Annotated in this window: 19 protein-coding genes; 8 read left to right on the top strand and 11 right to left on the bottom strand. The window is 54.1% G+C overall.

Features of this window, described 5'->3' with window-relative positions; genetic code table 11:
- Positions 1 to 614: 614 nt before the first annotated feature.
- Together P0119_22725 and P0119_22720 are read right to left on the bottom strand one after the other, a co-directional pair.
- Positions 615 to 2,411: a DUF262 domain-containing protein gene (locus P0119_22725; GenBank protein ID MDF0668876.1), complete on the bottom strand. Its 1,797-nt coding sequence runs from the start codon at positions 2,409 to 2,411 to the stop codon at positions 615 to 617.
- A 169-nt stretch (positions 2,412 to 2,580) separates the two neighbouring features.
- Positions 2,581 to 3,150: an HD domain-containing protein gene (locus P0119_22720; protein MDF0668875.1), complete on the bottom strand. Its 570-nt coding sequence runs from the start codon at positions 3,148 to 3,150 to the stop codon at positions 2,581 to 2,583.
- 277 nt (positions 3,151 to 3,427) lie between these two features.
- Between P0119_22720 and P0119_22715 the strand changes: the two genes are divergently transcribed.
- Positions 3,428 to 3,787 (top strand): DUF3703 domain-containing protein, encoded by a 360-nt coding sequence (locus P0119_22715; GenBank protein ID MDF0668874.1) that lies wholly within the window; start codon positions 3,428 to 3,430, stop codon positions 3,785 to 3,787.
- Between the two features lie 21 nt (positions 3,788 to 3,808).
- Here the strand turns inward: P0119_22715 and P0119_22710 are convergent, their stop codons facing one another.
- Positions 3,809 to 6,424: an ABC transporter permease gene (locus tag P0119_22710; protein ID MDF0668873.1), complete on the bottom strand. Its 2,616-nt coding sequence runs from the start codon at positions 6,422 to 6,424 to the stop codon at positions 3,809 to 3,811.
- Between the two features lie 144 nt (positions 6,425 to 6,568).
- Here P0119_22710 and P0119_22705 point away from each other — a divergent pair, with 144 nt between their 5' ends.
- Positions 6,569 to 6,847 carry a response regulator transcription factor gene (locus P0119_22705; protein ID MDF0668872.1) on the top strand — a complete coding sequence of 93 codons (279 nt, stop codon included), beginning with the start codon at positions 6,569 to 6,571 and terminating at the stop codon, positions 6,845 to 6,847.
- A gap of 2 nt (positions 6,848 to 6,849) precedes the next feature.
- On the opposite strand, the gene P0119_22700 is transcribed toward P0119_22705, so the two are convergent.
- A complete protein-coding gene (locus P0119_22700) occupies positions 6,850 to 7,779 on the bottom strand; it encodes a dihydroorotate oxidase (protein ID MDF0668871.1) in 930 nt (309 codons plus the stop codon).
- A complete protein-coding gene (locus P0119_22695; GenBank protein MDF0668870.1) occupies positions 7,776 to 8,474 on the bottom strand; it encodes an ABC transporter ATP-binding protein in 699 nt (232 codons plus the stop codon). The genes P0119_22700 and P0119_22695 overlap by 4 nt, the downstream gene beginning before the upstream one ends.
- A 558-nt stretch (positions 8,475 to 9,032) precedes the next feature.
- Here P0119_22695 and P0119_22690 point away from each other — a divergent pair.
- From P0119_22690 to P0119_22665, 6 genes are all read left to right on the top strand, one after another.
- Positions 9,033 to 9,425, top strand: coding sequence for a phosphoribosyltransferase family protein (locus tag P0119_22690; protein ID MDF0668869.1), 393 nt, complete (start codon positions 9,033 to 9,035; stop codon positions 9,423 to 9,425).
- Between the two features lie 19 nt (positions 9,426 to 9,444).
- A complete protein-coding gene (locus P0119_22685) occupies positions 9,445 to 9,786 on the top strand; it encodes a zinc ribbon domain-containing protein (protein ID MDF0668868.1) in 342 nt (113 codons plus the stop codon).
- Between the two features lie 105 nt (positions 9,787 to 9,891).
- Entirely contained in the window at positions 9,892 to 10,089 is a 198-nt protein-coding gene (locus tag P0119_22680; protein ID MDF0668867.1) for a helix-turn-helix domain-containing protein, read from the top strand.
- 15 nt (positions 10,090 to 10,104) lie between these two features.
- Positions 10,105 to 10,545: a hypothetical protein gene (locus P0119_22675; GenBank protein MDF0668866.1), complete on the top strand. Its 441-nt coding sequence runs from the start codon at positions 10,105 to 10,107 to the stop codon at positions 10,543 to 10,545.
- Positions 10,546 to 10,758: 213 nt separating this feature from the next.
- A complete protein-coding gene (locus P0119_22670) occupies positions 10,759 to 11,151 on the top strand; it encodes a RusA family crossover junction endodeoxyribonuclease (protein ID MDF0668865.1) in 393 nt (130 codons plus the stop codon).
- A gap of 100 nt (positions 11,152 to 11,251) precedes the next feature.
- Complete coding sequence (locus tag P0119_22665; GenBank protein ID MDF0668864.1) at positions 11,252 to 12,451, top strand: DUF3391 domain-containing protein; 1,200 nt, start codon at positions 11,252 to 11,254, stop codon at positions 12,449 to 12,451.
- Positions 12,452 to 12,477: 26 nt separating this feature from the next.
- Here P0119_22665 and P0119_22660 read toward each other — a convergent pair whose 3' ends face one another.
- The 6 genes from P0119_22660 to efp form a co-directional block, all read right to left on the bottom strand.
- A complete protein-coding gene (locus P0119_22660; protein MDF0668863.1) occupies positions 12,478 to 13,713 on the bottom strand; it encodes an ABC transporter permease in 1,236 nt (411 codons plus the stop codon).
- Positions 13,714 to 14,424 (bottom strand): ABC transporter ATP-binding protein, encoded by a 711-nt coding sequence (locus P0119_22655; protein ID MDF0668862.1) that lies wholly within the window; start codon positions 14,422 to 14,424, stop codon positions 13,714 to 13,716. It abuts the gene before it with no gap.
- Between the two features lie 121 nt (positions 14,425 to 14,545).
- A complete protein-coding gene (locus P0119_22650) occupies positions 14,546 to 15,799 on the bottom strand; it encodes an efflux RND transporter periplasmic adaptor subunit (protein ID MDF0668861.1) in 1,254 nt (417 codons plus the stop codon).
- Between the two features lie 189 nt (positions 15,800 to 15,988).
- Positions 15,989 to 17,329, bottom strand: coding sequence for an acetyl-CoA carboxylase biotin carboxylase subunit (gene accC, locus P0119_22645; GenBank protein ID MDF0668860.1), 1,341 nt, complete (start codon positions 17,327 to 17,329; stop codon positions 15,989 to 15,991).
- A 43-nt stretch (positions 17,330 to 17,372) separates the two neighbouring features.
- Positions 17,373 to 17,936 (bottom strand): acetyl-CoA carboxylase biotin carboxyl carrier protein, encoded by a 564-nt coding sequence (gene accB, locus P0119_22640; protein MDF0668859.1) that lies wholly within the window; start codon positions 17,934 to 17,936, stop codon positions 17,373 to 17,375.
- Positions 17,933 to 18,493: an elongation factor P gene (gene efp, locus P0119_22635; protein ID MDF0668858.1), complete on the bottom strand. Its 561-nt coding sequence runs from the start codon at positions 18,491 to 18,493 to the stop codon at positions 17,933 to 17,935. Before efp ends, accB begins: the two co-directional genes overlap by 4 nt.
- Between the last annotated feature and the right edge of the window lie 43 nt (positions 18,494 to 18,536).

Genomic DNA, 18,536 nt, shown 5'->3' with positions numbered 1-18,536 from the left:
CCGATGGCGATCCGAAACCGCGAGGGAACGCCCGTATCGGGTTTTGGCAAATGAGGTGCCATCAGCTCCACTCCTCACATCGTTCCACCGGGTTTCACGAAACCACCGAGTCGGTCAAGACAGCATACCAGGCGGCGTGAGAGGAAAGGTCACAGGAAGGAGGCGAGTCCTTGTCCATCTTGTGGTAGTCGAGGGATTCACTCTGGCCTCGTCCCCCTCGCAGTTAATCCGGCCAGTCCGGGTCGCCGTAGCGGAGCAGTTCATTGAGTAACCTGCCGGGATATTCTGGTGAAACTGCTATCGATCGTAACTAGTCCAGGCGTACCAACAGTCGCTGCAGAGCGTGTCGTCCTTACCGGTCACACACAGCTCGTCCATGGGGCGGTTCATAAGATACGGCAGATTCTTAGACGAAGGCTCATGAATGCCTGCATCTTCGGCGTGGGCTGAGAAATGCAGTCCTGCAGCAGGGCGGCACTGAGGAAGGGAATGCAGAGCACAAGTCTGCTACGATCAAAGCAGCACGTCATACCAGCCAGCTCCTCACAGGAACATCGACTTACAGCGAGAGCATCGAGTAGCACACCTTCCAGGTTCCCGTCCAAGCTCTTTCCTCAAAGGGTCCGGTAATATTCCCTCATTCGAGTTGTCATCAAACCCCGACGTTTTTCAAGGAATTCTTGGTAACAATCTAATGTCATGTCAAATATGTCTTCCGGGATATCATTTTCCGCTAGATTCTCCATAAGGGCATCGAACGATTTTAGGCTCCCGTACTTTACTGAGCCACCCTTACATTGGCTGCGCATCTCCTGCATGTATAAATTCGGAGCCTTATTACCAATCCCCACATTTATTTCGGTTTGCGTATAAGTGTAATTTGCAACCTGGTTGTATTGCCCCTTGGTTAACCCACCTTTTTTTAGATAGTCTTTAGGGAACACGTGGTGGACGTCGCCCTTTACCTCAATGAGATTCTTCACCGCGATTTCTTTGGACAGAAAACCCTTATTACCCGACTTACACAAAGCAGCAAGATACACATTGAATGAGGGACCATTCGCGGTTGCAGTATTGAGCTGCTGGCTCAGACCTACGTTCCAGAATGCATCTGATAGTTCAGCGGCCTCTATGTCAGTCAGATAGGCGGCAAACTTCTTCTCGCTAATGCTTTTGATATCAAGATCAAACATAGATTCAGGAGATCCCGAATATCGACCCGTGAGCAGGGAAAGCACCAGCCATTTCCGAACATAACCCTCTATATCTCCTTGGTGGTAATTCTCTGAGCGGAGCTTGAGATAAACGATATATGCAAAGTTAAGTGCGTTTTGTGATCGAATGAGGCTCGAATCGATAAACCCTGCAGACTTTACGATCATTAAGAACCGCTTGAAATTTGTCTCATTAATGAACCTGCTCACCCCCTCTTTGAGTTGGGCAAAGGAGCGCTCGGCAATAGTCTCTTCAAACGTTCGCGTTTCAAAGTTTCTTCCCGATAGCAAGCTCACGAGATCGGCTAACTTTCCGCGATTAAATTCTGACGTGAATGACACCCGCAGGAGATCGCTATAGTCAGGATCGTAGAGATCGTCGGTCTCCTTGCGAAGCCATGCGATCTTTTGGAAATAATCAGACTTGGCAAATTCCTTATCCCCTTCGGATATATGCGTATAGAATTCAGGTGCTACAACCAAGTGGCTGAAATAGTCGATGCAATTTCGCAAAAGTGGTCCCCCATAGGACTCATTGGCGGCAATCTTGGACATTGCAAAATCAGCCTGACTAAGGACGACTCCCTTCGAGTTAATCCTGATAAAGATCTCGGTTACAGTTTCAATGTCTAGATCGGCATCGAGCTCTATAAGGCCAATTTGCTTTCGAGGAATACTACGGAGGCATTCAAGGCTGGCCTCGATTCGTTCCTCAGCTGCTTGAGGATTAGCGTCACAATATTGTTTCACAAGTCGAATCAAACCGACTTCTCCTGAAAAGATCTGGGAAATGTCCGGAATCCATGCCACATCTTTTTGAATCGCTGGATTCAAGACTTCAAATCGCTCTTCCATGGGATGGAAGGCAATTTTGACCCGTATCTTCTGATATTCGGTATTAATTACCTGTTGGCCTAGAATTGCAGCAGTGAGAGCGGTAACTCGTTGTTGACCATCAATAAGAACCTTTTTCCCTGACGAAAAGGTGCCGTCTTTAAGGCGAACACTGGGATTTTTCCACGCAATGATGTATCCAACCGGATAGCCCTTGTAGAGAGAGTCCATCAGATCTCGCACCTTCGTCGAGTCCCATACAAAAGGGCGCTGAATCTCCGGAATAGCGATTTCTCCAGAGCGTATCCAGGCCAACAAAGTTTCAAGAAGGTGCTGATTAACAGAGTACTTTTGAGTTCCCATTTACCCCTCTCTTCATTTCGTACTAGCTATCCAGATCCAAATCATGATTTTGACAGTAACGCACGCATGAGCCGATTTTCAGGTTTGGAGTACTGGTCGAAAAGATTTCTCAACTCCAGACCCTACATATCCGTCGTATGGTCATTTTCTGAGAATTTGCGCACTGCAGCTACAGCCGCTCCAGCCCTTCAACAGCAACATCCAACTCACGGATGAGCGCCTGTGGTCCGCCTTCCAATGCAGTGACACATCCTCGATAGAACCATTGCTGATCTGTCTTGCCGGCATTGAATCTGACCCAGATTGAGTCGCCAAGGTTTCGATAGTCCGCAATAATGGCGCGTACGTTATCAAGTTTGTCTGCCGCGGCGACAAGCTTTATCGACGATGACGCCGCGCTCAGATGATGGAGGTACCGCTCTTTTCGTTCCCGCCATGGTGGCTTAGGCTGCACGTCTGTGTCCGTGCAACCCTTGACGATATCGGCGACACACTCACCAAACCGCGCGCGGATTCTTTCCAAAGTCGGCTTCCCTCCCTGGTCTTCCACGGCATCGTGGAGCAGCCCCGCGATGGCTTCATCCTCATCTCCACCATGGGAGATGACGAGACTTGACACGGCCAACAGGTGGGCGATGTAAGGGATTTCAGTCCCTTTCCTTGTTTGGGTGACATGAAGCCGCGTTGTAAAGACCAGGGCATCTTCGAAGCGATGGGATAAACGTGGGCTCGTGTACACCGATCCTCCTGCAATACGGCTGTTCGCCTCTTTTACCAAGCGATACGCTATGGCTTAGTTTGGTCGGCGAGAAACTAAGCTCTAACCTGCCATAGAGTTCTAAATCCAAAAAGCTTCGGGCAGAAATGCGCTCAGCGGAATCGGTGACGGGAGGGGGCAAGATTCGGATCTATTCCCTATCGGGAGTTGGGATTTCCCGTTATCACGTTGGCGTCCTGGTTTCTTATCCATTCCTCAGGTACAGTGATGGAGATTAGACCCGTCCTGGAAGAACGATATGCACCCCGAGATTCGACGAGCTTATGACGCAGAGATGACGGAGGCGGTCAGCCAGTACCACGCCGGAGACCTTCAACCAGCGTTTTCCAATCTTGAACGGGCGCATATTTTAGGACAATCGTTTCCGATTGAACATGCAAGAACCCACTGGTGGATGCTCAAGGTCGGTTGGAGGCGTCGCGATTTTGTAGAAATTACCGGCCAGATTCCGAGGATCCTGGGAGCACTATTGTTCTCTCTGATTTGGGTTCCGATTGGTAATAGTGGAGGCGCCCGAGTACCCCCGTTCAAATCCATGCCGATCCCAGAAGACCTTCAACCTCTGCTGGAGAAGTACGGACGAAGCGCCAAGGCTTGAGGCGACTCAAGGTCGCAGTCTCTATTCTTCCCGTAACCCCTCTACGATCGGTTGCCGTGCAGCCCAGCGGGCAGGAAAGTAGCCCGCCACCAAGGTTGCAATGACGGCAAGCGCCACGGCCTGAATAAGCGCACCGATCGGAACAATCATCTGAATAGTCCATCCGAACGACTGCTTGTTGATGACCTTGATCAGCAACAGAGAAAGCAGACCTCCACCGATAAGTCCCAAGGCAATCCCTATCACACCAAGGTAGGCCGCCTCCCATAACACGAGCTGTTGAATTTGCTCAGCGCTGCCGCCGATGGCCCGGAGGGTGGCAAACTCCCGGCGACGTTCGAGGACAGACGTGACCAGTGTATTGACGATCCCAAGCATGGCAATCACGATCGCGATGGCCTCCAGAACGTAGGTCAGAAGAAATGTGCGATCGAAGATGTCGAGGATTTCCTTCCGTAACTCGGTGTTACTGATCACGAGCGGAGGAAGCCCCCCGCCGACTTCGCTGCTCAATTGTTCGGTAATCCTTTCCCGAACTTGATCAATATTCGATCCCGCTCGCAAGTACACGGGAAATACCGTGACCAGATCATCGTGCCAGAGCGACTGGTAGAGTGCCCGATCCATGAGAAGCTTGCCTCCGTCGGTCGAGTAATCATAGAACACGGCCACGATCGGGAATTGCATGGGGCCGCTCGGCGTCATAATGTCAAGTGTCGATCCCTCCTCCACGCCAAGCCGATTGGCCAACACCTCAGAGACGAGGAGGCCATGGATATCCGCCGCCTGTCTGAGCTGTTCCGAAGAGTCGCCCCTGCGCACGAGATATCGACTCCATTGGGCATGCAACCGCAGATCCCGTGATACGACAGTCACTTGCTGACCCTTCACCGACACCCGTACGTCGCGATAGCTATCGACCGCCGCCACGTCAGGGATGGAAACCAGGACGTTCGACCACGCGGGCGGGAGACTCCGGCCGACGCTTCCGACCTCCGTACCTCGCAACCACATCGAGGGTGCCACGACCAAATCGGCCATGACGGTGTCGGCGACCCATAGGTCGACCGTATGGCGAAAACTTCGCACCATCATAAGCACACCGATCATAATCGCCAGTCCCACCATCAAGGCAGAGACGGTGACTCCGTTTCGGCCCGGACTGCGGGAGGCATGCTCGACGGCAATCCCCCTCATAACTCCATGTACTCCAAATTGACGTCCCACGTATCGGCGCCGACCGCGCCATCCAGTGACACAGATTGGGGCCAGACAGGCTAACCCCGCCAACAGCGATAACGTCGCCACATAACCAAAGACAGGAACCCCACCTATAGGTCCCGGCAGACTCAAGAGTCCCGTGACAAGGAGCAAGCCCAACCCCATCACGCCAAGCATCCCCACTCGAAGCTGCCGGCTTGCTTCATAGTCTCCGGGAGCCAACGCCCGTACAGTCGCCGTGCGGCCGGCATCCAGGCTCGGACCGATGGCACCGATCATGGACACAACGCACCCGATCATGATTCCTTCGATCATAACGCTCCAGAATTGGCCTGCCCAGCGTAGCCCTCCCTCGCCAGCACCGACCGGAACGTAGAGATCCGAAATGGTTCGGCTGAGCAGCGCCACCAGTTCTTGAGCCAATGCCACCCCTGCTGCACTCCCGGTGATCCCTCCCAAGAATCCGAATAACCCCGCTTCCATTAGGAACAGAACCATCACCCGAGACTGAGTCATCCCGATAGCTCGATAGATTCCGATTTCCCGCCTCCTCTGGGCGACGGCAAACGCCATCGTGTTGTAGATCAGGAACATCCCGACCAACAGACCGACCCAGCTCAATACCGTCAGATTGAGGCGGAAGGCCCGCACCATTTGCTCAACCTGTCTCGTTCGATTAGCCGGCCGCTCCACCGTCAGATAAGGCGGCAGCACAGTTCGTAGGTTCTGTGCCACCTCTTCGACGGACTTTCTTTCGTCGGTCACGATATCGATTCGATCCACCTTCCCGACCATCCCGAACGCAATTTGTGCGGCAGCAATGTCCATGACGGCCATGCGTTCCCAGGATGAGGTTCGGTCCGATTCATTTTGTAGAATCCCTGTCACCAGACAGGTGAGGCGCTTGGTCCCCATCAGAAGATCGACCTGGTCATCAACCGACAGATTCCACTCAGCGGCCAATTTGCCTCCCAGAAACACCGCCTCCGGCTGGATCATACTCAGCAACTGACTTTCCTTGGCCGGTTGGTCCAGGCGAAACCCACGTGTATCGGATTCAGCCAAGAGATCAAGACCCACCACTTGCACTGCTTGGTAGGTTTGTTCCCCCCTCATGCGAACAGCCGTCTGTAGAATCACGGGCGACGCAGATGTCACGCCAGCGACGGGTCGTACCCTGGTAATGATGCGTTCATCAAGCCCCGCCTCACCTCCCGACACTTCCAGGGTGGTTGGACCGGCCACTGTCATGACAGCCTGCTCAAAGGATCGGAGCACGTCGACGTTGGCGCTCCGGACGGCTACGGAGGCCGACACTCCGAGAGCCACTCCGACAATCGTCAGCAACGTACGTAACGGCCATTGCCGGACATGAGAGCTGAGAAGAAGCAGTAACACCTTTACAAAGGCAGACATGTAGCGTGAGAGGGCCTTCCATCTGGGAATGGGCTTATCAGTCCCATCTGCGTGTTGACACGCTCGGCATATATCAGTAGTTTCGTTTACACATTTTCGGTCGTTTGCTAAACTGAATCATAGCAACTTCCGAGAGGAGAACAAATGGCAAGAAAGAAGAAGACCGCCGCACGTCCGCTCCACCGAATGGAACAGCGCCCCAAATCTTCTGTGCAGATCACGCCCCGCCAACGCGAGATCCTCCGATTGGTCGCCTTGGGCCACACTAATCGCGAGATCGCCGCATCGCTGGATATCAGCGTCCGGACGGTCGAAGTGCATCGTTTCAACTTGATGCGCCGACTCGATGTTCGGAACGTCGCCCAACTCCTGCGTCAGGCCCTACAAAACAACTTGTTGCCTCGCAACTTCGGCAACAAATAGGTTCACAATTCCTTGAGCCGTCCTCGGCATTCGAGAATCGACCGGTATCCTTTTCTTGTCAGGACAGCGGTCAATTCCGCTTCCAGTCGGCCGAATACACCCAGCCCTTCCTCCACCAACACGGTCCCGATTTGAACCGCTGAAGCCCCGCAGAGGAAATGTTCGAACACATCGATTCCCTCCACAATCCCTCCGGTTCCGATGATCGGGATCTTCCCCCCCCAAAACTTGTAGAAGGCACGGACGTTCGCCAATGCCACCGGCTTGATCAGTCGTCCACCTAACCCGCCGAACCCTCCTTTCGGTTTAATGACGACGGTTTCGCGTTCCGGATCGACAACCAAACCGTTGCCCACGGAATTGATCATATTGAGAAAGTCGACTCCGCAACGCCCGAGTACCTTCCCTATGGCTTCATGATGCGCCGGATCAAAGTACGGGGGTAACTTCACTCCCATCGGAACCGATATCTTGGGCCGAATTTTCCTAAGGACCCGTTCGGAAGCTTCTGGATCGTAGCCAATTTGAGGCTTACCTGGAATATTCGGACAAGATAAATTGACCTCGATGAGATCCGGCTGAACTGCATTGATTGTTTCCGCAATGGTCGGAAAGTCTTCCTCTCTGAGTCCAGCCACGCTGGCGATAACCGGCTTTCCGAACCGCTTGAGGTGAGGGATCAACTCAGCGTAGGCTCTATAGCCAAGGTTGGGAAGGCCCATCGAATTGATCGATCCTCCGGGAAATCCATAATACCGTGGCGTAGGGTTGCCTTGGCGTGACTCCATCGTCATCGACTTCGTGACGATCGCTCCCGCCCGGGATTTCCCGAGGGCCTCGAGTTCCTCCCCTGTGACACACAGCGCTCCCGACGCATTCATGAAACAGCTGGGAAAGGTCACGCCGGCGATCGTTGTGGAGAGGTCGATCACGGGGTTACCAGTTCGGTCCTACGTTCAGTGCGTGAAATCAGCTGTCCATCTCGCATCGTCCACACATAGTCGGCGGATTGTGAGGCCTGCACGCTGTGGGTCACCAGCAGCACCGTCTGCCCTCCAGATATCGCCAGTTCACGAATGAGCGCCATAATACCTGCTCCTTGATGAGAATCGATATTTCCTGTCGGTTCATCAGCCAACAGGAGACGGGGGCCATGGGCTAATGCCCGCGCGATCGCGATTCTTTGTTGCTCTCCACCGGATAATTCGGCGGGTCGATGTCCACGCCGGTGTCTCATCCCCACCCTATCCAACATATCCTCCACCCGTTTTGCGATCTCCCGCCCATTTTCTCCGCGCAACATCAAGGGCAGCGCAATGTTCTCTTCAGCCGTCAAACCATGAACCAAATGGAAGGCTTGGAAAACGATCCCGATCGTTTCACGCCTGAGCTGCGTCCACTCGTAACTGGTCAGATTCTTGGTGGATCGCCCATCCAGCACAATCTCTCCCGATGTAGGCAGGTCCAAGCCCGCAACAAGGTTCAAAAGGGTACTTTTCCCGCAGCCGCTGGGACCCACGAACGCGCAGAATTCGCCGACCTTAATCTCTAAACTCACATCGTGCAAAGCCGTGACCATGGCTTCGCCACGCGAATAGGTTTTCGAAAGTTGTCTCAATGTCACCATGGACGGTCCGCTCGCTCCGGCAATTGATCACCTGGGTACCCGGTCATTCTTCTTCGTATAGCACAATAAATCGGAAGCGGACAACCTTGACACCGGCAGGCTCTTCGCCATAAAGAGGGGGTGAGAGCAAGCAAGAATCAAGAATTCTCAATGGTCAATCATGTGACAGAATTGGTCCCACGTCTCGCGCGCCGTGCGATGAGGTTCCTTCTTCCTGTTCATTGTGCGAGTTGCAGCTCATGTCTGAAAGATGACCCGATCCCGCATTTTTGCTCTGATTGTTGGAGCACGATTTCGCCCATGCCTGACGCTCGATGCGCCCGTTGTGACCACCCCTTCCCTTCTTCCATCGCCTCGACCTACAGCCCCCATCACGTCTGCCAACCCTGCGCTGTACGTCCGCCTTCTTATACGAGGGCCTGGACGCTGTACCCTTATCTGCCTCCGCTCCAACATGCAATCCGCCTCTTTAAGTACCAGGGCAAAGTTTCACTCGCGGCTCCACTTGCCGGGCTCATGATGGCTCGACTTCCTCCACTCAATACTGTAGATATGATCATGCCGGTACCCCTACACATTCAGAGGCTTCGTGAGCGAGAATTCAATCAGTCTCTGCTTCTTGCCGATCACATCGGACGTCACCTCGATATTCCCGTGGTATATACCAATTTGATCCGTACCGTTCCTACACCGCCCCAGACCACCTTGTCACGGAAGAGCCGTCAAAAAAACCTTCGGCGATCGTTTGCTGTCCGACGCCCCGATGCGATCCTCAATATGCGCATTCTGCTCATCGACGATGTCTTCACGACCGGCACCACGGTGAATGAATGTGCAAAAGTCTTGCGTAGAGCTGGGTCTGCCGACGTATTCGTTATCACATTAAGCCGAACCGTGGGTACTGATATCGTCCCCGACCGAATCCTGGCTCAGCATCCATACCCCTTTTGAACCATTTGGAGGGAAACCCATGCCAATTTACGAGTACTCCTGTCAGGAGTGCTGCAGACGAAGTTCGTTCCTGATCATGAACCCTCGCCATCCCAGATCGATTGTCTGTCGGCACTGTGGCAGCTCCAAGTTGGAACGCCTCCTGTCGCGATTTGCCGCTCCCAAGTCCGAAGAAGCTCGCCTCGAATCGCTCTCAGATCCAGCTACCCTCGGAGGCATTGATGAGAATGATCCTCGGAGCGTCGCCCGCTTGATGAAGAAAATGGGGCAGGAAATGGGAGAGGACGTCGACGATATCGAAGCGATAATGGAGCAATCCGAAGATGGTGAAGGAGTACCAGACGGAACTGACGGCCTTTGACCTGTAATGTCATATACTTTCGCTTGACATTCCTGTTGCGGTCTCTAGAATAGCGCAGTACTGGAGGCAGTATGAATGTTCCTCGCTCTAGTAACAGGTGGAGTGATGAGCAAGGCTCCGAAAACCGAACTCATGACAGCGACCGAAACCTGTCGCCATCTCAAGATTACTCAACGTACCCTCTACCGCTATCTTCGAAGTCGGCAGATTCCAGCCTTCAAGCTGGGAAAGGAATGGCGATTTGTACGTTCGGATCTCGAGCAATGGATCCGCGACCGAACCAGAACCGCCGTGAATTCCTAAACACAGGATATCTCAATGTTTGCCGGTGAATACCTTTGCAAGGTTGATGAGAAAGGGCGATTCATCGTCCCCTCACCAATCCGCGAGCAGATCGAGGCCGAGGGCCAGACGGTCATGTTCCTGAAAGGTCCGGAACAGTCGCTCCTGATCTATTCCACGAGAGAATGGGAGAAGGTCCTTGAACGAACCAGGACGTCTCTGGACGAAGACCAAAGTCGCCTGTTTATGCACTTTGTCGTCTCCGAAGCCGGATCATCGGACATCGACAAGACCGGGCGAATCCTGATTCCTGGTCGTTTGCGAAAATTGGTTCCTGTCGATGAAGATCAAGAGATCATACTCGTCGGCCTGTATCACCGAATGGAAATCTGGAACCCAAGTGACTGGCGTCGATATATCGCCCGTACGGAAGATCGGTATGAGCAGAACATGGCTAAGATCATGAACCTCCTCTAGCTCGGGTCCATGCCATCACACCGACGTCGCCACACCGTCTTCTCTTTGAGACTACGCCCTCCCACAGCAATCCAGCGGATACACAAGCGATCACGGCCAAGCTCAACGACACCCGTGCCCCACAATGGTTCGGCCGTAGCGCCGACGCTCGCTCCATTGAACTCCAAGCTGGTCGTTCGGAATCCATCCCACCCGCCTATTATCACATCGAGCATGCTCACGGTTACATTGCCTGTCCCTCCCAGCATCAATCATCAATACGCATCGGTGAATGGACGCCGTTTGTTGTCCTCTGCCGGACGTGCGTATAAAACATACGTCGGCCAGCAAGTGTGGCTGGTCGTGGCCCAGTCCCCTGCTCGATGCTCCTTGCGGGATCGGCTTCGATCTGGACCGCTCGCGCTCACGATCCGGTTCTTTTTTGCCTCCGCCTTACGACGCGACCTCGATGGCGGTCTTAAGATCGCCCAAGATGCGGTCTGCGAAGGGCTTGGCTTAAATGACAATCGCATCGTTGAAACCCATCTGTACAAACAGGTCGACAAAGCCGACCCTCGCATCGAGCTCACTCTCTCGTTCCTTCACCCGCCTGATCACTCGGACTGACCACTCAGCGTAACCATTACTCAGCTACAGGTATCTGCCCTCGGTGCCGATACCTCAAAGGAGGTGTTTCTGCAACCTCATTACTTGTAACCGGAGCCCGATGGCGAGAACCCGCGTCTCTGTCCGTGAGCTTCAGATCGGAATGTACGTCGCCCATTTGGACCTTTCGTGGTTCCGCTCTCCCTTCCTCCGCCATTCATTTCTAATCGAGCATCCTTCACAGATTGAAAAATTGGTACGGGCAGGAGTGAAGATGGTCGACATCGATCTCGACCAAGGAATCGGTTCCCAGTCCCCTCAAGTATCAGACACAACGCATTGCCCGACCGTGGCGGCACCTCTTTTGAGCATGAAGCAACCCAAGCCTTTGGCTCAGCTCAACGAAGAATATGCTCAGGCCAAGCTGGCCAAACAACAGATGGATCAAGCTGTACAATCCGTTTATACGACCATCACCAAAACCGGGACCGTCAACCCTCAGCAGGCAGCCGAAGCCGTTCAAGAAATCACGATCGCGATGAGAACTCTCACTGACTCCGCCATTTTCATGGCATTGAGCCAAAACCGGGCGGGCGACTCCACTCTCAGCCGGCATGCGCTGGCCACCTGTACGCTGTCCCTGGTCTTAGGACAGGCATTCCAATTCAACCCCCTGGAACTGCAAGAGCTTGCGACCGCCGCTCTCCTGCATGATATCGGGCTCCTACAGATCCGGCCTGCCGTTGTCCGCCATGCCCACGCCGCGTCAGGACTTTCCAAGGCCGACCAACAAGAATTGGAAACCCATCCCCGCCGCGCGGTGCTTATGTTGGAGCGACAAGACCGGATTGAGGCTGCCATACTGCATCTCATCGCGAATCATCATGTCTATCTCGATGACAGCGGCTACCCGAAAGAGTCACGAGGACAGTTTACCTCAGACGGCACCCGCATCCTGATCGCCGTGGATCGATACGATGACTTGATAACGGGATTCGGCGGGACTGCTCCGCTCACTCCGCACCAAACGTTCCAACGCTTGTATCAAGAAGCTCAACAAGGCAAGCTCGATCAACGAGTCTTGTCGTCATTTATTGCGAGAGTCGGTATCTATCCGGTCCACAGTCATGTGCGACTGAACACACAAGAGTTGGCAGTGGTCACAGAACTCAATCAGGAGAAACTGCATCAACCGATCGTCACCATCACCCATCAACCAGGGGGTACCGAGTACCTCACACCCTTGGTGGTCGACCTCGCACGTCAAACCGATGAACCTCAACCTCGGGCGATTGAAAGAGTCATCGGGATGGATCCTTGAGGGGCCTTGTGCGGATGATTGCAACCCTATTCGTAGCGCAACGCTTCGATGGGGTTGAGTCGAGCGGCTTTATTGGCAGGATATAAACCGAAGAATAGGCCTACCACGACGGAAAACACAAAAGCGACGGCAACGGTATCGCTTGAAATAATGGTCGGCCAACCGGCAATCACAGTCGTCAAGCGGGCCGCCAACACCCCGAATAGGATGCCGATACAACCACCGACCATACTGAGCGTCATAGCCTCGATCAAGAACTGTATCAGGATATGGGCTCGCTTGGCCCCGACCGCCATCCGAACTCCGATTTCCCTTGTCCGCTCCGTCACAGAGACGAGCAGAATGTTCATGATGCCGATACCTCCAACGAGTAGTGAAACGGATGCAATGGCCATCAACATGACCGTCAAGGTTTGACTCGTGCCCTCCTGTATTTTCCCCATATCGACTTGCGTCCTGATCGTAAAATCATCAGGCTGCTCATCTTCCAAGCGATGCCGCGCCCGCATGACCGCTCGAATTTCCTTGACCGCATCCTCGATGTCCTCAAGCCGATCCGTGGATGCGGAGATGGCTCCGACCGATCCGAGAAACGGCGTGCCAAGAACCTTTCGCTCACCGGTTGTAAACGGAATGAAGACGACGTCGTCCTGATCGGAGCCGTACGAGTTCTGTCCTTTCGGAGAAAACACTCCGATGACCCGGAATGGGATGTGGTTGATGCGAATGGCGGCGCCGACGAGTTCTTCGCCGGGATCAAAGAGATTGTCGACCACGGTCTGTCCGAGGATGGCCACACGGGCCGCGCTATCCATATCGGTCTGAGTAAACGGCCCTCCACTACTGTAGGACCAGTCACGTATGCTGAGATATCCGGGAGACGCTCCGTACACCGAGCAGTTCCAATTGCGGTTGCCGTTCACGATTTGCATTGCATCCCGCCGGTACCAACCCGTCTCAGACAACAAGGGGACTTTCCTTTTTAAGTCCAGCGCGTCTGAAACGGTCAGCGTGACGGCGCCGCCTTGCGCGCTCCGCACGCCGCCGACAACGATGGCGCTCGGCCAAATGAGGATCACGTTTGTGCCCATCGAAGCGATTTGCTTCTGCACAGCCTGCTTGGCGCCCTCACCGATACTGACCATGGCGATGACGGCGCCGACACCGATGACGATTCCCAGCATGGTCAATCCGGCCCGCAGCCGGTTTCGCCGGAGCACTCTGAGCGCGGTGATCACCGTCAGCCATACAAACGCCAGCATTTACGCTCCCACTGCTTGGGACCGCCCCTTGACCGTTCGATCGCTCAGGACCTGACCATCCTTGATGACGAATTCCCGCGAAGCATAGGCAGCCACATCCACTTCGTGCGTGACCAGGATCACCGTCATACCGTCCCGATTCAATCCTTCTAGAATCCCCATGATTTCCCGGCTGGACTCTGTATCGAGGTTTCCTGTTGGCTCGTCGGCCAGCAACAAAGAGGGCGACGTCACCAGAGCCCGAGCGATCGCCACCCGTTGTTGTTGGCCGCCGGAAAGTTGCGTGGGGGAGTGATGCTCGCGTCCCTTTAATCCGACGCGTTCGAGCGCAGCCGACGCGAGCGTGCGCTGCTCTTTCAGAGAAAGGCCTCTGTAGAACAGGGGCAACTGAGCATTTTCCAGGGCGCTGGTGCGAGGAATAAGATTGAAGCTCTGGAAAACAAAGCCGATTTGCTGATTCCGGATCTCTGCCAACCGGTCCGGCCGCAAACGTCCGACCTCGACGCCGTTCAACCGGTACTTCCCCTTTGTCGGTTGATCCAGACAACCGAGAATGTTCATCAACGTAGACTTACCGGACCCGCTCGACCCCATGATCGCGACAAATTCCCCCTGTTCGATGGTGACACTCACCCCGCGCAGAGCTTGCACCTCGACATCTCCGACCCGATAGACCTTCCAAATATCTTCGCCGACGATCAATGAATTCACAGATCTATGTCATCCTACGAACCAACGAGGATCATCAAGGCGAAAAATGTGGGTAAAAGTGCTTTGTCCGCGCCCGCCAACGAACGACGCTCAAACACCGTCCTTGAGCCTACCGGATGCTTCATCGAGAGCGCGGGCGTTGCTGGTTCCCGAACCCAGGCGGCAATTCGCTACCTTTCCGCTCGCCGAACGGTTGTTCGATACCGACAACAACAAGATCTCCCTCCCGGAGACCGTCGGACAGTATTTCAGTGGTGACACCGTCCGAAATACCCGTTTGGATCGACAGAGGGGCGAGATCGCCGCTTTCTACCTGCGTCCAGATAGTTTTCGACAGCATCGTTCCATCATCCATCTTGAACGAACCGCCTCCATGTCGGTTTGCTGCCTGCCCATCGACCTCCCGACGACTCCCGTCGCCCTTCGGAGGCACAAATCTGAGAGCTGCATTGGGAACCTTGAGCACCTGGTCTCGTTTGGCCACGATAATCGATACATTCGCAGTCATCCCGGGTTTTAGCAGTAAGTCCTTGTTCTCCACACTGACAACTACGTTGTAGGTGACGACATTCTGGACGTTGATGGGCGCGAGTCGCACCTGTTTGATGATACCGGTAAAGGTCACCCCAGGGTAGGCATCGACGGTGAACATCGCTCCCTTCCCTTCGGTCATCCCTCCAATGTCCGACTCACTCACATTGGTATCAACTTGCATTTTGGTCAAATCGAGGGCAATCAGAAACAGATTGGGCGTGGCAAAACTGGACGCGACCGTCTGGCCGACCTCTACATTCCGGGCAACGACAATACCGTCCACAGGCGACCGAATAACCGTATATTTCAGCTCCAACTCAGCCGCATTCAACGCTGCTCCTGCTTGCTTGACCTGCGCCGCAGCGACCCGCAACTGTGCTTCTGCGCTTTGAAAATTCGTGAGTGCAACATCGACGTCGTTTTGTGAAACAAACTGCTGTGGCAACAGTGATTGAACACGGTCCAGTTCTCGTTTTCGCTGCGCCAGATCGGCGTTGGATCGCGCTACGTTCGATCGCGCCATTTCCAGATTACTGGCCGCCTGTTCTCGACGAGCTTTGAACGGTTCGGGGTCAATGACTGCGACCGTTTCACCGGCCTTCACACGCGAGTTAAAATCGGCGTGGAGGCTCTTGATCATCCCCGACACTTGCGTGCCTACCTGAACAGCGACCACCGGATTGATTGTACCGGTCGCACTGACGACGGAAATGACCTCACCGCGTTCGACTGCTGCAGTTCGGTATCGGACAGGCGCCTTCCTTTCCCCGTTAAAAAATACGTATCCTCCGATTGCAAGTCCGATGGCCACGATGCCCATGATGAATCCGATCCGTCGCATATGCTCCACTTCTGAGTGCACTTATCCTAACAGGAAGGTCATAGCGGATTCACCTTCGCCGTCTGCAACGGGCCGACGTCCGCTCCACAACAGATGCTCAGCTTAACACGAGTCTAGAAGGCTACCAAGAAATGCGCTCTTGAGAGGACAACCGTCCTACACAGCGATGTAGGAGAGAGAACTCGCGACTTATCCTGCCAGGAACTGTTCCAAGAACGTCGTCGACACATGGCCTTTTTGAAACTCGGGATCATCGAGGATTCGCCGGTGAAGCGGGATCGTGGTCTTGATACCTTCGATGATAAACTCGCCGAGCGCCCGTTGCATACGAGCCACTGACTCCTGTCGATCACGGCCATGGGTGATCAGCTTTGCAATCATGGAATCGTAGTAAGGAACGACGACGGAGCCTGACTCCATGGCTGAATCGACCCGGATTCCAAACCCTCCCGGAGAACTGTACTTGGTGATGACTCCTGGAGAGGGCGTAAATTTCTCGGGATCCTCGGCATTAATACGACACTCCAGACTGTGTCCCGTAAGAATAACATCCTGTTGGCGAATAGAAAGCGGATGACCGGCCGCCAAACGGATTTGCTCCTTAATCAGATCTACGCCGGTCACCATTTCGGTGATTGGGTGTTCCACCTGGATGCGTGTATTGACTTCCATGAAATAGAACTGACGATCTTTGTCGAGTAAAAATTCTACCGTGCCCACGTTTCGGTAATGCGCAGCCTTCACCGCCTCCACAGCTACTCGACCAATTTCCCGGCGCAATTTGTCATCGACCACGGGAGAGGGGGTTTCCTCAACCAATTTTTGATGTCGCCGTTGAATGGAACAGTCTCGTTCTCCGAGGTGGACCACCCGACCGTGGTGATCAGCCAAAATCTGCACTTCGATATGACGCGGTTCTAGAAAGTACCGCTCGAGGTACACACCGTCATTACCGAAGGTCGCTTTTGCTTCAGCTTGGGCAGCCTGAAAGGCTCGGCTCAGGTCGTCGGCCTTGTTGACGACACGCATGCCTCGCCCTCCCCCTCCGGCCGTAGCTTTAATTATGACGGGAAAGCCGATCTTCTGCGCCGCCTGCAACGCGTCCTCCTCACTGCGCAATTCGCCTGGACTCCCGGGCGTGACCGGAAGGCCTCGCTTCGCCACGATCTCCCGCGCCTTCGCCTTATCCCCCATCATGGCGATATTTTCTGAGCTCGGTCCGATAAACTTCACGCCGATTGACTCGCAAACTTCCGCAAAATGGGCGTTCTCCGACAGAAATCCGTACCCCGGATGGATGGCGTCGACACCCGTAATCTCTGCAGCACTCAAAACATTGGGAATATTTCGGTAACTCAATGCCGATTCGGCCGGGCCGACACAGACTTTTTCGTCGGCTGCTCGAACGTGCAGCGCAAGCGCATCTGCCTCAGAATGAATGGCCACGGTCTTGATGCCGAGTTCTTTACAAGCGCGGATCACTCTCAGCGCGATTTCTCCGCGATTGGCAACCAGAACTTTCTTAAACACGTCTCGGCTCCGATACGATGGCGAGAACAGCCCTTAGAATGACCTATGAGGCGGCTTTGGGATCGATAAGAAACAGTACCTGACCATATTCCACTGACTTTGTGCTTTCCACCAAGATCTTGACAAGGCGACCGTCCACTTCGGACTCAATTTCGTTCATGAGTTTCATCGCTTCGACGATGCACAGCACTTGGCCCTTCTTCACAAACTCCCCCTCTTCAACATATGGATCGGCGTCTGGTGAGGGAGATCGGTAAAACGTGCCGACAATTGGGGATGTGACGGTCACAAAACCCGTGCTTGCGTCCAATGCTGGCGCCGTGACTGAAGCAGAATGCATCGGTTGCTGAGGCGGGGGTTGGACAGACTCCTGCGCTGAAGTCGCGAGAGGTCTGGCTACCAATTCGTGACGGACGCGGATGCGGACACCCTGTCGTTCATACTCAAGCTCGGTCAAATTATTGCGCCGAAGCAAATCGATGAGTTCTTGGATTTGCTTGGTGGAATCCCCTGTGAGTAAGATCTCAGGGCTCGTTTCGTTCGTTGTCTGGGTCAACAGAATCCGACGCGTCTTAGTCTTGGATTGAATAGATCGACGACGGCTCACCGAACACGCTCCACATAGGATCTGGTGCGAGTATCAATCCGAATGACGGTGCCGACCTCCAAATAGAGCGGAACTTTGATCGTCGCCCCCGTTTCCACGACCGCCGGCTTGGTTCCTCCAGAGGCAGTGTCTCCCCGCACACCGGGCTCCGCATCGACGACCTTGAGCTCAATAAAGTTCGGCAACTCGACGGCAATCGGACGATGCTCGTAGATGAGAATCTTGGCGATCATATTTTCTTTCAACAAATCGGCATTCTCTCCCAACTGACTCTTTTCAAACGTCAATTGCTCGTACGTCTCGGTATCCATCAGCGTGTATGAATTTCCGGATGCGTAGAGGAACTGCATGTCGCGCTCTTCCAAATCGGGCTCTTCAAACCGTTCTCCAGAGCGAAACGTTCGGTCCAACAGGTTTCCAGAGAGGTAGCTTTTCAACTTCGTACGTACGAAGGCACCGCCTTTACCGGGCTTGACATGCTGAAACTCGACGATATAAAAAGGCTCCCCCTCAACCATCAAACGCACCCCGCTGCGAAAATCCACCGTAGAAATCACTCGCTACTCCCTCCTGTCATTAAAAAAGCAACGGACAGCTTGA

This window comes from Nitrospira sp., from assembly GCA_029194665.1.
Classification (GTDB): domain Bacteria; phylum Nitrospirota; class Nitrospiria; order Nitrospirales; family Nitrospiraceae; genus Nitrospira_D.
This window is presented reverse-complemented; position numbering and strand designations above follow the sequence as displayed.

What these genes read in the sequence shown, in the direction of transcription:
- P0119_22660 (MDF0668863.1), bottom strand. Translation starts at nt 13,713, where the DNA reads ATGCTGGCGTTTGTATGGCTGACGGTGATCACCGCGCTCAGAGTGCTC.
- P0119_22650 (MDF0668861.1), bottom strand. Translation starts at nt 15,799, where the DNA reads ATGCGACGGATCGGATTCATCATGGGCATCGTGGCCATCGGACTTGCA.
- P0119_22695 (MDF0668870.1), bottom strand. Translation starts at nt 8,474, where the DNA reads ATGGTGACATTGAGACAACTTTCGAAAACCTATTCGCGTGGCGAAGCC.
- P0119_22665 (MDF0668864.1), top strand. Translation starts at nt 11,252, where the DNA reads ATGGCGAGAACCCGCGTCTCTGTCCGTGAGCTTCAGATCGGAATGTAC.
- P0119_22725 (MDF0668876.1), bottom strand. Translation starts at nt 2,411, where the DNA reads ATGGGAACTCAAAAGTACTCTGTTAATCAGCACCTTCTTGAAACTTTG.
- P0119_22690 (MDF0668869.1), top strand. Translation starts at nt 9,033, where the DNA reads ATGCCGGTACCCCTACACATTCAGAGGCTTCGTGAGCGAGAATTCAAT.
- P0119_22715 (MDF0668874.1), top strand. Translation starts at nt 3,428, where the DNA reads ATGCACCCCGAGATTCGACGAGCTTATGACGCAGAGATGACGGAGGCG.
- P0119_22705 (MDF0668872.1), top strand. Translation starts at nt 6,569, where the DNA reads ATGGCAAGAAAGAAGAAGACCGCCGCACGTCCGCTCCACCGAATGGAA.
- P0119_22670 (MDF0668865.1), top strand. Translation starts at nt 10,759, where the DNA reads ATGCTCACGGTTACATTGCCTGTCCCTCCCAGCATCAATCATCAATAC.
- P0119_22680 (MDF0668867.1), top strand. Translation starts at nt 9,892, where the DNA reads ATGAGCAAGGCTCCGAAAACCGAACTCATGACAGCGACCGAAACCTGT.
- P0119_22675 (MDF0668866.1), top strand. Translation starts at nt 10,105, where the DNA reads ATGTTTGCCGGTGAATACCTTTGCAAGGTTGATGAGAAAGGGCGATTC.
- P0119_22710 (MDF0668873.1), bottom strand. Translation starts at nt 6,424, where the DNA reads ATGTCTGCCTTTGTAAAGGTGTTACTGCTTCTTCTCAGCTCTCATGTC.
- P0119_22685 (MDF0668868.1), top strand. Translation starts at nt 9,445, where the DNA reads ATGCCAATTTACGAGTACTCCTGTCAGGAGTGCTGCAGACGAAGTTCG.